Genomic DNA, 12,387 nt, shown 5'->3' on the forward strand with positions numbered 1-12,387 from the left:
CGGACCGGCGGTCGCCCTGGTCGGCGCAGGTAGAGTCGCCCACCGTGGCGCGCGGTGAAGATCCCCCGGACGGTGGCGCGCCGCCGCGGTGGGCGGCCGCGGGCGAGCTGTTCGGTCGCGAGGTCGAACTCGGCCGGCTCGACGCGTTCCTCGCCGCCGCGCGGGCCGACGGCGCGGGCCTGCTGCTGACCGGGGACGCCGGGGTCGGCAAGTCCGTGCTGCTCGACACCGTGGCGGCGCGGGCGATCGCGGCGGGCGCGCGGGTGGTGCGGGCCGCCGGCGTCGAGTTCGAGGCGGACATGAGCTTCGCCGGGCTGCACCAGGTGGTGCACCCGCTCGGTACCGGGCTCCGCCGGCTGGGCGCGGGACACCGCCGGGCGCTGGAGGTCGCGACCGGTGTGCGCGACGGGGTCCCGGCCGACCGGCTGACCGTGTCGCACGCGGTCCTCGCGCTGCTCGCCGCAGCGGCGGCGGAACGCCCGCTGGTGGTGGTCGTCGACGACCTGCCGTGGCTGGACCGCGCGAGCGCGGTGGTCCTGGGGTTCGTCGCGCGCCGGCTCGCCGGCAGCCGGGTGGGGCTGCTGGCCGCGTTCCGCTCGGACGAGACGAGCTTCTTCGACCGGGGCGGCCTGCCGGAACTCGTCGTGCCGCCGCTGACCCACGACGCCGCCGCCGCGCTGGTGGACGACCGCTTCCCGGCGTTGTCGCCACGGGTGCGGCAGCACCTGCTCGCCGACGCGCAGGGCAACCCGCTCGCGCTGCTGGAGATGCCGATCGCCCTCGGCGCGCACCGGCCCGGACAGCCGGCACCGCCGGCCCGACCGCTCAGCCGCCGCCTCCAGTCGCTGTTCGCGTCGCGGATCGGCGCCCTGCCCGAGGCCACCCGGGGCCAGCTCCTGCTGGCCGCGCTGGAGGGTTCCGGCGACCTGCGCGTCGTGCGGGACGCGGCGACCGCGCTCTGGGGAGCCCCGGCGCTCGACGCCGCCGAGCGGGCCCGGCTGATCCACGTCGACGCCGGCGCCGGGCGGGTGGTGTTCCGGCACCCGCTGACCCGCGCGGCGGTGGTCGAGCTGACGACCGCCGACCAGCGCCGCACCGCCCACCGCGCCCTGGCCGGGCGGTTCGGGACCGACTCCGAGCGGCACGCCTGGCACCTCGCGGAAGCCGCCGAGGGCCCGGACGAGGAGGTGGCGGCCCTGCTGGAGCGCGCCGCCGCGAAGGTGCGCCGGCGCGGCGACCCCGTCGGTGCGGTCGCCCTGTTGCTGCGCGCCGCCGATTCGAGCCCCCGGGACGCCGACCGGAAACGGCGCTCGGTGCTGGCCGCCTACCTCGGCGTCGACGTCACCGGCGACCTGCGCGACGCGCCGCACCTGCTCGACGCCTTGGCGGGCGGGGAACCCTCGCTCGCCCAGGCGGTCGCCGCCGGCGCGTACCTGCTCAACGTCGACGGTGCGGTCGACACCGCGTCCCGGCTGGTGTCGACGGCGATCGGGATGTCCCCCGATCCCGGCGACGCGGCCGACGAGGTCCTCGGCGAGGCGCTGTGGGTCTTCCAGGCCGCCGCCGCGTTCAGCTCGCGCGCGGAGGTCGTCGGGTCGTTCCGGACCGCGCTGGCCCGGCTGCGGCCGAGCCCGCCGGAGATCATCGACCTGCTGGGCAGCACCTGGGTGGAACCGGCGCTGCGGGCGTTGCCGGCGCTCGACCGGCTGGACGCCGCGGTCGCGGGGCTGACCGGGCAGTCCGATCCCGCGCACGCGATCCGCGTCGGCGTGGCCGCGCTCTACGTCGACCGGTTGCCGGACTGCCGGACCGCGTTGTGGCGGACGGTCGAGCACGGCCGCGACGGGGGTGCGGTCACGTCGGCGATCGAGGCGCTGCTGCTGCTGGGCTGCGACGGCCTGCTGTCCGGCTCCTGGGACGAGGTCACCCGGCTGGCGGAGGAGGCGCTGGCCCTGTGCGCGGCGCACGACTACCGGTTGCTGGCCCGCGTGCTGCGGTTCCAGCACGCGCTGATCGCGGCCGCGCGCGGTGACGAGGCCACCGCGCACGCCTTGGCGGACGAGATGATCCGGTGGGCGGGGCCGCGCCGGGTCGGGTTCGTGCTCAACTACGCCGCGCACGTCAAAGCGCTGGTGGCGCTCGGCCGGGCGGACTACGAGACCGCGTACCGGCACGTGACGGCGATCAGCCCGGCGGGCGAGCTGCCACCGCACGCCGCCCACGCGCTGTGGGTCGTGCTCGACCTGGTGGAGGCCGCCGTCCGGGCGGGCCGCCGGGACGAGGCCGCCGCGCACGTCGCCGCGCTGCGGGCGGCCGGCGTCGCCGGGATCTCCGCGCGGCTGGCCCTGGTCACCACGGCGGCGGCCGCCCTGGTCGCCGACGAGCCGGCCGACCGCGCGCTGTTCGAGGAGGCGCTGGCCGGGTCCGGTGCCCACCGGTGGCCGTTCGAGGTGGCGCGGGTCCACCTCGCCTACGGGGAACGGTTGCGGCGGGCCAAGAGCGCGGGCCGGGCCCGAGGGCACCTCGACACCGCGCACGACATCTTCCAGCGCCTCGGCGCGGAGCCCTGGGTGCGGCGCGCGCGGGCCGAACTGCGCGCCACCGGGCTGCCGGCGACGCACGCCGAGTCGGGCGGGGCAATCGAGGCGCTCACCCCGCAGCAGCGCGAGATCGCGTTGCTCGCGGCGGCCGGGCTCACCAACAAGCAGATCGGCGACCGCCTGTTCCTCTCGCCCCGGACCGTCGGAAAGCACCTCTACCAACTGTTCCCGAAGCTCGGCGTCACCTCCCGCGCCGCGCTGCGGGACGCGCTCGCACGGCACCGGACCGACTGACGGGCGCTGACCGTCCGCAGTCGTGACGCGCGCAAGCGTCACCCAGTCATTTGACGTAAGCGGTCGCCGCCGGCGCGAACCTACTGTCCAACCGCCGAACACCGGTCCACGATGGAGGAAGCACCGATGAACGCCTCGACACCTGTAAAGAACATCGTCCTAGTGCACGGCGGTTTCGTCGACGGCTCGGGCTGGCAGGGCGTGTACGACCTGCTCACCGAGGACGGGTACCGCGTCAGCGTGGTGCAGAACCCGACCCTCTCGCTGGCCGACGACGTGGCCGTGACCACCCGGGTCCTCGACCGCCAGGACGGGCCCACCGTGCTGGTCGGGCACTCCTACGGCGGTGTGGTCGTCACCGAAGCCGGCACGCACGACAAGGTGGTCGCCCTCGGGTACGTCGCCGCCTTCGCCCCGGACAAGGGCGAGTCGGTCGACTCGCTCATCGCCGACCCGCCGCCGGGCGCGCCCGTCCCGCCGATCCTGCCCCCGGTGGACGGCTTCCTGTTCCTCGACCGGGAGCGGTTCGGCGCGTCGTTCGCCGGCGACCTGCCGCCGGCGCAGGCCGCGTTCCTGGCCGACGCGCAGGTGCCGTGGGGCGTGGCGGCCCTGGCCGGCGCGGTCACCGAACCGGCGTGGCGGGTGAAGCCGAGCTGGTACCTGGTCGCCACCGAGGACCGGATGATCCCGCCGCCCGCGCAGCGCGCCATGGCGGAGCGGACCGGCGCGACGGTCGCGGAGGTGGCCGCGAGCCACGCCGTCTACGTCTCGCAGCCGAAGGCGGTCGCCGACCTGATCAAGCGGGCCGCCGAGGCGGCGGGCGCCCGGCCGTAGCAGCGCGGGGCCGGGCCGCCCGCCGGTGGGCGGCCCGGTTCCGGGCACGTCGGCCGCTCCCTCGTCGTAGAGTCGCACCGCACCGACCTTGATCAGGAGGGCGAGACATGTCGCAGCCGCCGTTGCCCGCCGAGCCGGGCGCGTACGGGTTCGTGGGCGCGGGCGAGATCACCGCCGCCATCGTCGAGGGGCTCAGCGCGGACGTCGCCGCCCCCGCGCCGATCTTCCTGTCGCCGCGCGGTCGCGAGGTCGGGCAGCGCCTGGCGGCGCGGTTCTCGAACGTGCGGGTGTGCGGCAGCAACCAGGAGGTGCTCGACCACGTCACGTCCGTCGTGCTCGCGGTGCGCCCGCCGCTGGCCCGCGAGGTGCTCGCCGGACTCTCGTTCCGGCCGGACCACGTCCTGATCAGCGCGATGGCCGGCGTGCGGCTGGCGGACCTGCGCGCGTGGGCCGCGCCGGCCGGGGACGTCGTCCGGACCATCCCGCTGCCTTCGGCGGCGAGCGGTCGGAGCATCACCGTGGTGTTCCCGGAGCACGCCGCCGCCCGGGACCTGTTCGGCCGGGTGGGCGACTTGGTCGTGCCGGACGGGGAGGAGGCCGTGGACGCGTTCAGCGGGGCCACCGCCACCTTCGCCGCGCACCTGGACTACCTCGCCACCATCGCGCAGTGGCTCGCCGACCACGGCGTCGACGCCGACGACGCCGCCGCGTACACCACCCACATCTTCGGCCGGCTGGGCGAAAACATGTTGCGGCAGAAGGATTCCCTGGCCGGGTGGACCGAGCGGCACATGACTCCGGGCGGGCTCAACGAGCAGGTCCTGACCGACCTGCGGCGCGACGGCGTCCCGGACGTGGTGCGGCGCGCCCTCGACCGCGTCCTGGACCGCCTGCGCGGGTAGCCCGTCCCGACTCCCGATCACGCCACGCAGTCCAGGCACGCGGCGTTCGCCCTTCCGGGCTAATACCGCCGTTCTGGAGAGCATGATCCGACCTCAGCCATTACTCACAGAGGATGCTCAACGATCGGAACCACTCGCCCGCTCCGGCCCGGCTCGCGACCGTCCTCGCCGCCGCGGTGGCCGCGTTCGTGCTGACCACCCTGACCTCGACGGCCGCCGCGACCGCCGCGCCGGCCCCGCCCGCTCCCCCGGTGCCCGACTTGTCATGGCCGGTGACCAGACCGGCGTGGACACCCGTGATCCACCTGGACACACCGGACCGGCACCCCGCGCTCCCGGAGCCCGACGCGCCGCTACCGGACGCCGCTCAGCCCGCCGAGGCACCCCCGGTCGCCTCGGCCGCAGCCGAGTCCACGGACGAGGACAAGGGCGAACCGCCCACCACGACGATCCCGTGGACCACTCCCCTGCAAGGGCCCACCCCGCCGAACGACGTCCCGCCGATCACCGACACACCCACCCCGACGTCCCCCGCCACCACCACGGCGACCACAGCGCCGACAACGGCAGCACCGACGACGACGGCCGCCGCCCTGGCCCCCGAGATCAGGGCCACCGCAGCGCTCTCCGCCCCCTCGCCCGACACCACGCCGAGCCCCGAAGCGCAGGCCCGCCAAGGAGCACGGGCCCACGGACCGGGCCAGTCCGCACCCGCAGCGGCGAACGCGGCCGACAACGCGGGCGTCGAACGGACGCTGGCCCTCACCGGAACCGACGACCGGTTGATCGACCACCTGCTCATCGGGTTCGTCCTCATCGCCGCGGGCGCGGCCACCACGTACGCCGCCCGTCGGCGCACGCCGTCCCGCGACTGATCCGGCCGCCGGCCCCCTCCCGCCCGACCCGGACGTCGCGAAAACCCCGGACGCCCCGGCGGTTCCGGCCCTGGCGCGCGGGACGTGGACGACGACCAGCGCCCCTCCCGGAGCAGCCCGCTCCGCCGCGCGAGCGTGCCGACCACCGCTCGGTCCGAGGTGTCACCCGTCGTGTGGACGCGACCAGTCGGTGCGGTGCGGGCGGTTGGCTTCGGCGACGTTGCCGAGGTTTCCGGGCGGCGCTGCGGGGTCGATGACCCGGGTCTGCTCCGCCGCCGGCGGACGCCACCACCCGGACCTCTCGCACGTGCACGGGTGTCGGGCTTCGACCAGCACGAACGTGCCGTCCGGCTGCTGGACGGGCTGGGCCCAGGCCATGGTTCCGCTGTCGTCACACAACTCGCACTCCGGCTGCACCGCCCGACCATCACACGAGCCGATCCGCCCGGCATGACAACTGCTGCAATCGGAGCAATCGCCCGAACGCCGGTTCTGCGGGACCGGGAACGTTGTCCTCGGACGGAATTGCCGGGGCACTCCCGCGCGCCCGCCGGGCCGAGCACGAACGCCGGCCCACCGACGCGGCCGACCCGGTGACGTCGGCCGCACGGCCCGCGAACCCGCCGTCCCAGGACGGAGAACCCCTTTTCCACCACCCCTTAAAACTGCCTCCGCAGTCGACCCCGAACGAGCACCGCAGGAACGGGAGGAGTGCTCGCAAACCACCGGTTCGCACATTCGGACGCACCGGACCGAAGACCCGCCCCGGCCATCCCGAATGGAATGCACCAGCCCGCGAACTGCGGAAAGAAGAACTCCGAGGCAACCCGGGCCATTCGACTTCAATCGGTTCGGTTTGCCGGTTTTGTCGGTCTCGATTCGCGCTGGTCCATTGCCGTGAAACGGTTGCCGATTCGTGGACAACTGGCCCCTGGACACGGATGCTGAGCAGTCGCGGAGGTGTGCTGAATGAGTGGTCGCGTTGTCCCGGTTACTTCGACGGAAACCCACTGCCCGTATTGTGCGCTGCAATGTGGAATGACCGTCCAGGACGACCGGGGCGATGTCGGGGTGCGGCCGAGGGATTTCCCGACCAATGGCGGCGGCCTGTGCCAGAAGGGGTGGACGGCGGCTGCGGCGCTGACCACGCCGGGCCGGTTGACCACACCGCTGGTGCGGGCCGGCACCAGCGGACTGGAGCCCGCCGGCTGGGACGACGCCCTCGACTTCGTCGCCCGGCGGCTGACCGCCATCCGGGCCGAGCACGGCGCGGACGCGGTCGGGGTGCTCGGCGGCGGCGGGCTGACCAACGAGAAGGTCTACCTGCTGGGCAAGCTCGCCCGGGTCGCGCTGCGCACCCCGCACGTGGACTACAACGGCCGGTTCTGCATGTCGGCCGCCGCGGCGGCGACGATCCGCGCGTTCGGTGCCGACCGCGGCCTGCCGTTCCCGCTGACCGACCTGGCTTCGGCGGACGCGGTGCTGCTCGTCGGTGCCAACGTGGCCGTCACCATGCCGCCGTTCGTCCAGCACCTGCGGCGCGCGACGGATTCCGGCGGCCTGGTGGTGGTCGACCCCCGCCGCTCGGCCACGGCGCGGCAGGCCGGCCTGCACCTGCACCCCCGGCCCGGCACGGACCTGGCGCTGGCGTTGGGGATGCTGCACGTCGCGGTGGCCGAGGGGTACGCCGACGAGACCTACCTGCGCGACCGGACCTCCGGTTTCGACCAGGCGTGGCGGGTGGCCGCGCGGTGGTGGCCGGAACGGGCGGAACGGGTCACCGGCGTCGCCGCGGCCGACCAGCGGCTGGCCGTGCGCCTGCTCGCGCAGGCGTCCAACGCCTACGTGCTGACCGCGCGCGGCACCGAACAGCACTCCAACGGCACGGCCATGGTCTCGGCGTGGATCAACCTCGCGCTGGCGCTCGGCCTGCCCGGCGTGCCCGGCTCCGGGTACGGCACGATCACCGGGCAGGGCAACGGTCAGGGCGGCCGTGAGCACGGTCAGAAGGCCGACCAGCTGCCGGGGTACCGCAAGATCGACGACCCCGCCGCCCGCCGCCACGTCGCCGAGGTGTGGGGCGTCCCGGAGGCGGAGCTGCCAGGCCGGGGCCGGTCGGCCTACGAGATCCTCGACGCCGCCGGGCAGCCGGGCGGGATCCGCGCGCTGCTGGTGTTCGGCACCAACCCGGTGGTCTCCGCGCCCGGTGCCGGCCGGATCGCCGAACGGCTCGCCGCGCTGGACCTGCTGGTGGTGGCCGACTTCGTGGGCTCGGAGACGGCCGGGATGGCCCACGCGGTGCTGCCGGTCACCCAGTGGGCCGAGGAGACCGGCACCATGACCAACCTCGAAGGCCGGGTGCTGCTCCGGCAGCGCGCGGTGGACCCGCCCGCCGGGGTGCGCAGCGACCTCGACGTGATCAGCGGGCTCGCGGTGCGGCTCGGCCAGGCACCGCAGCACTACCCCACCGACCCGGAGACGGCGTTCGCCGAACTGGGGCGCGCCAGCGCCGGCGGGCCCGCCGACTACTCGGGCATCAGCCACCGGCGGCTCCGCGACGGCGAGAGCCTGTACTGGCCGTGCCCCGCGCCCGGCCACCCCGGGACGCCCCGGATGTTCCTGGACGGCTTCCGGCACGCCGACCGGCGGGCCCGGTTCGCGGCGGTCGACCACCGCGAACCCACCGAGGTGCCGGACGAGCGGTACCCGCTGTGGGCGACGACCGGGCGGCTGCTGGCGCACTACCAGACCGGCACCCAGACCCGCCGGATCGCCGAACTCGCCGAGGCCGAGCCGGAGGTGTACGTCGAGGTCCACCCCGACACCGCCACCCGGTTCGGTCTCGCCGACGACGCTTTGGCGCGGGTGACCTCCGCGCGCGGCAGCACGTCGGCGCGCGTGCGGTTCGAGCCGACCATGCGGCTGGACACGGTGTTCCTGCCGTTCCACTTCCCCGACGCGCAGCGGGCGAACCTGATCACCAACCCGGCGCTGGACCCGACCAGCCGCATCCCGGGCTTCAAGGCGTGCGCGGTCCGGCTGGACCCGGAGCCGGTCGGATGAGCCCGACGACCGTGAGGAGTCCGATGGGGACGGTGCCCGCCCGGCGGGTCGTGATCGTGGGCTACGGCATGGCGGGCGCGCGCCTGGCCGAGGAGATCCGGGACCGCGAACCCGACGGCGCGCGGATCGCGCTCGCCGTGGTCGGTGCCGAGCCGCACCCGGCCTACAACCGGGTGCTGCTGTCCAGCGTCCTGGCCGGCGGGGTGGACGTGGACGCCGTCCGGCTGCACGAACCGGACTGGGGCAGCCGGTGCGGGGTGGACCTGCGGACCGGCACCCCGGTCGTGCGGGTCGACCGCGCGGCGCGGGCGGTCGAGCTGGCCGACGGCGAGGCGCTGCCCTACGACGCGCTGGTGCTCGCGACGGGCAGCACCCCCTGGCTGCCGCCCGTCGACGGGCTGCACGGCCCGGACGGCCGGCCCGCCGAGGGCGTGGTGGCGTTCCGCGACCTGGACGACTGCCGGCGGATCCTCGCGGCGGCCCGCCCGGGAGCCCCGGTGGCCGTGCTGGGCGGCGGGCTGCTCGGCCTGGAGGCCGCCCGGGGTCTGGTCGGCCGGGGCAACCTGGTCACCGTCGTGCACCCGGTCGACCACCCGATGGAGCGCCAGCTCGACCCCGGCGCGGGCCGGGTGCTGGCGGACGCGCTCGGCCGGACCGGCGTCGAGTTCCGCTTCGGCCGGCAGGCCCGCCGCTACACCCCCGGCGTCGGGCTGGAACTGGACGACGGCAGCCTGGTGCCGGCCGACCTGCTCGTGGTCTCGACCGGGGTCCGGCCGGACGCGGGCCTCGCGCGGGACTGCGGGCTGCTGGTGGAGCGCGGGATCGTCGTGGACGACGCCCTGCGCACCACCGACCCGAGGATCCACGCGATCGGCGACTGCGCGCAGCACGGCGGCACGGTCGACGGCCTGGTCCAGCCCGCGTGGGAGCAGGCCACCGTGCTGGCCGCGCTGCTCACCGGGGCCGACCCGGGCATGAGGTACCGGGGCACGCCCGTGGTCACCCGGCTCAAGGCGCGCGGCATCGACCTGACCTCGCTCGGCGAGGTGCACGCGGACCCCGGCGAGCCGGGGGTGGAGGTGCTGCGGCTGGAGGACCCCACTCGCGGCCGGTACGCCAAGATCGTGCTGCGGGACAACCTGGTCGTCGGCGCGGTCCTGCTCGGCGTCCCGGACGCCGCGGCCACCGTCACCCAGCTGTTCGACCAGCGCAGGCCGGCGCCCGACGACCGGCTGGCGCTGCTGCTCGGCCGGGCGCTGGGCGCGGGCCCGGCGGCGTCGGCGGACCCGGCGGACCTGCCCGCCACCACGTTGATCTGCCGCTGCAACACGGTGCGCAAGGAGCAACTGGTCACCGCCTGGGACACCGGGGCGAGGGCGGTCGGCGACCTCGCGACGGCCACCCGGGCCACCACGGGCTGCGGCACGTGCCTCGACGTCGTCACCGCGATCGCGAACTGGCTCGCCGCCCGCAAACCCGCGCCGGACCTCGCGTCCTGACCGCGCCCGACCGGCGTCCGCCCGACGTGCCGGTCAGCGGGCGGCGGAGCCGGGCCGGGCCGCCGGGGCGTCCGGGTTCCACGGGTCGATCGGCACGACGCCGGTGATGCGGCCGGTCTCGTCCAGCAGGCACCCCATCCGCTTGGCCTGGTGCAGGGTGACCGCGCGGTCGGTCAAGGTCAGGTGCGGGAGCTTCTCGGCCAGCTGCGCCTCCAGGCGCTGGATGTCGCCCAGCGACCGCAGCCACAGCGTCATGATCAGGTTGTCGGAGCCGGTCACCGCCGCGCACAGCCGGACCTCCGGCATCGTGCACAGCGCCACGCCGGTCCGGTCCAGCAGGGCCGGCGGGACCCGGGCCCAGAAGGTCGCGGCGACCGGCCGGCCGGTGATGGACCGGGCGACCTCGCAGCGGAAGCTGATCAGTCCGGTGTCGCGCATCTCGTTGAGCCACCGGCGCACCGTCGCCGGGTTCCACCCGGTGTGCTTGGCGATGTCGGCGGCGGTCCGCCGGCCGTCGGCGAGTTCGCGCAAGAGCCGGCGGTGCTGCGGTCTCCACACCGCGCCCTCTCGCGCCGGCGGCCGGGAGGACGGCGTTTGCCGTTCCGGGACAAGGGATCCCATCCGCCAGTGACTCCCCTCGCCGTAGACGGTGGTCGCCGTGTAGGTGCGGGTCCCGCGCACGCCGTCGAGCCCGTGCAAGCGGCGCAACACCAAGTGGGACAACGCACCGAGGTCCGACGTCAGCACGGTGAGGAACAGGTCCCGGCCGCTGCTGATGACCGAGATCGAGGCGACCTGCGGCACGTGCGCCAGCTCCCGCACCGCCCGCAGGCGCGCGGCGGGCTCGATGTCCAGTTCGATGAACGCGTTGCAGTGGTCCTTGGCCCACGTCGTCACCGCGGGGTAGGCGGTGACCTGGACCAGCCCGGCGTCGTGCAACGCCTGCCAGCGCCGCGCGGCGGTGACGGGGTCGATCTCCAGCAGGGTCCCGACGTCGCGCCAGGTGGCCCGGGGGTCGGCCTGCACCGCGTGGATGATCCTGAGGTCGGTCTCGTCCGGGATGAGCGAATCCTGCATCAGAGGTGCCTCCGGTGGGCGTTCCGTCCGGAACTGGGCCCGAGACTGGCAGGGGCGGCGATGCTCGGCAAGTCCCCCGCGACGACCCCCGAGGAGTTGCCCGTGTCCGTTCTCGAAGACGCCGCCGCGATGCGCGAAGACCTGGTGTGGCTGCGCCGCGCGCTGCACGCCCGACCGGAGATCGGGCTCGACCTGCCCCGCACGCGGGACAAGGTGCTCGCCGCGCTCGACGGCCTGCCGCTGGAACTGTTCCTCGGCGAGCGGCTGACGTCGGTGACCGCCGTGCTGCGCGGCGCGAAACCCGGGCCCGTCGTGCTGCTGCGCGGCGACATGGACGCGCTGCCCGTCCAGGAGCGCACCGGCTTGGACTACGCATCTCTTGTGCCCGAGGCGATGCACGCCTGCGGGCACGACCTGCACACCACCATGATCATCGGTGCCGCGCACCTGCTCTGCCGACGGCGTGACGAACTGCGCGGCGACGTGGTCTTCATGTTCCAGCCGGGAGAGGAGGGCTACGACGGCGCGGGCGCGATGATCGCCGAAGGCGTGCTGGGCGCGGCCGGGCGGAAACCCGACGCCGCGTACGCCCTGCACGTGTTCGCCTCGGGCGTGCCGCACGGCGTGTTCAGCGCCCGGCCGGGCACCACGATGGCGGCTTCGGACGGCCTGAACGTGACCGTGCGGGGCGCGGGCGGGCACGGCTCGCGCCCGCACCGGGCCAAGGACCCGATCTCGGTGGCCTGCGAGATCGTCACCGCGCTGCAGGTCATGGTCACCCGCCGCGCCGACGTCTTCGACCCGGTGGTGCTCACCGTCGGCTCGTTCCACGCCGGCACCCGCCGCAACGTCATCCCCGACACCGCGCGGTTCGAAGCCACCGTCCGGACCTTCTCGCCCGAGGCGAAGCAGAACCTCAAGGACGCCGCCGGCCTGCTGGTCACCTCGATCGCCGAGGCCCACGGGCTCAGCGCCGAAGCCGACTACGTCGACGGCTACCCGATGACGGTCAACGACCCGGCCGAAACCGCCTTCGCCGCCGACACCGTCACCGACCTGTTCGGCCCGGCCCGCTTCGCGCCGCTGACGAACCCGCTGCCCGGCGGCGAGGACTTCTCCCGCGTCCTGCGCGAAGTCCCCGGCGCGTTCGTGCTCCTGGGCGCGGGGATCGGCAACGCCGACAACCACTCCCCGTTCGCCGTGTTCGACGACGCGCTGCTCGCCGACGGTGCCGCCGCGCTGGCCGAACTGGCGCTGCGCCGGGGAAACGCGCCGTGATCCGCCGCCGCGCGTGCGACGGGAC

Annotated in this window: 9 protein-coding genes; 7 read left to right on the forward strand and 2 right to left on the reverse strand. The window is 75.1% G+C overall.

Annotated elements, in window-relative coordinates:
- Window positions 1-44: 44 nt before the first annotated feature.
- The 4 genes from AC0HI0_RS20685 to AC0HI0_RS20700 all read left to right on the forward strand — a co-directional run bounded on the left by AC0HI0_RS20685 (window position 45) and on the right by AC0HI0_RS20700 (window position 5,445).
- Complete coding sequence (locus AC0HI0_RS20685; RefSeq protein WP_480934019.1) at window positions 45-2,834, forward strand: helix-turn-helix transcriptional regulator; 2,790 nt, start codon at window positions 45-47, stop codon at window positions 2,832-2,834.
- A 126-nt stretch (window positions 2,835-2,960) separates the two neighbouring features.
- The gene (locus AC0HI0_RS20690) at window positions 2,961-3,668 is read left to right on the forward strand and encodes an alpha/beta fold hydrolase (RefSeq protein WP_480934020.1); all 708 of its coding nucleotides are present in this window, start codon (window positions 2,961-2,963) and stop codon (window positions 3,666-3,668) included.
- Window positions 3,669-3,775: 107 nt separating this feature from the next.
- On the forward strand, window positions 3,776-4,570 hold the full coding sequence (locus AC0HI0_RS20695; RefSeq protein WP_480934021.1) for an NAD(P)-binding domain-containing protein: 795 nt from the start codon (window positions 3,776-3,778) through the stop codon (window positions 4,568-4,570).
- Between the two features lie 113 nt (window positions 4,571-4,683).
- Window positions 4,684-5,445 carry a hypothetical protein gene (locus AC0HI0_RS20700; protein WP_480934022.1) on the forward strand — a complete coding sequence of 254 codons (762 nt, stop codon included), beginning with the start codon at window positions 4,684-4,686 and terminating at the stop codon, window positions 5,443-5,445.
- A 162-nt stretch (window positions 5,446-5,607) separates the two neighbouring features.
- Here the strand turns inward: AC0HI0_RS20700 and AC0HI0_RS20705 are convergent, their stop codons facing one another.
- Entirely contained in the window at window positions 5,608-5,823 is a 216-nt protein-coding gene (locus AC0HI0_RS20705; RefSeq protein WP_480934023.1) for a hypothetical protein, read from the reverse strand.
- A 591-nt stretch (window positions 5,824-6,414) separates the two neighbouring features.
- On the opposite strand from AC0HI0_RS20705, the gene AC0HI0_RS20710 reads away from it, so the two are divergent.
- Together AC0HI0_RS20710 and AC0HI0_RS20715 are read left to right on the forward strand one after the other, a co-directional pair.
- Window positions 6,415-8,508, forward strand: a complete 2,094-nt coding sequence (locus AC0HI0_RS20710; protein ID WP_480934024.1) for a molybdopterin oxidoreductase family protein — start codon at window positions 6,415-6,417, stop codon at window positions 8,506-8,508.
- A 32-nt stretch (window positions 8,509-8,540) separates the two neighbouring features.
- Window positions 8,541-10,007 (forward strand): FAD-dependent oxidoreductase, encoded by a 1,467-nt coding sequence (locus tag AC0HI0_RS20715; RefSeq protein ID WP_480934346.1) that lies wholly within the window; start codon window positions 8,541-8,543, stop codon window positions 10,005-10,007.
- Between the two features lie 33 nt (window positions 10,008-10,040).
- On the opposite strand, the gene AC0HI0_RS20720 is transcribed toward AC0HI0_RS20715, so the two are convergent.
- Window positions 10,041-11,084, reverse strand: a complete 1,044-nt coding sequence (locus tag AC0HI0_RS20720; protein ID WP_480934025.1) for an Lrp/AsnC family transcriptional regulator — start codon at window positions 11,082-11,084, stop codon at window positions 10,041-10,043.
- 102 nt (window positions 11,085-11,186) lie between these two features.
- Here AC0HI0_RS20720 and AC0HI0_RS20725 point away from each other — a divergent pair, with 102 nt between their 5' ends.
- Window positions 11,187-12,362, forward strand: coding sequence for a M20 metallopeptidase family protein (locus AC0HI0_RS20725; RefSeq protein ID WP_480934026.1), 1,176 nt, complete (start codon window positions 11,187-11,189; stop codon window positions 12,360-12,362).
- Window positions 12,363-12,387: the final 25 nt, after the last annotated feature.

The sequence above is a fragment of the Saccharothrix sp. NBAS 001 genome, assembly GCF_056640475.1.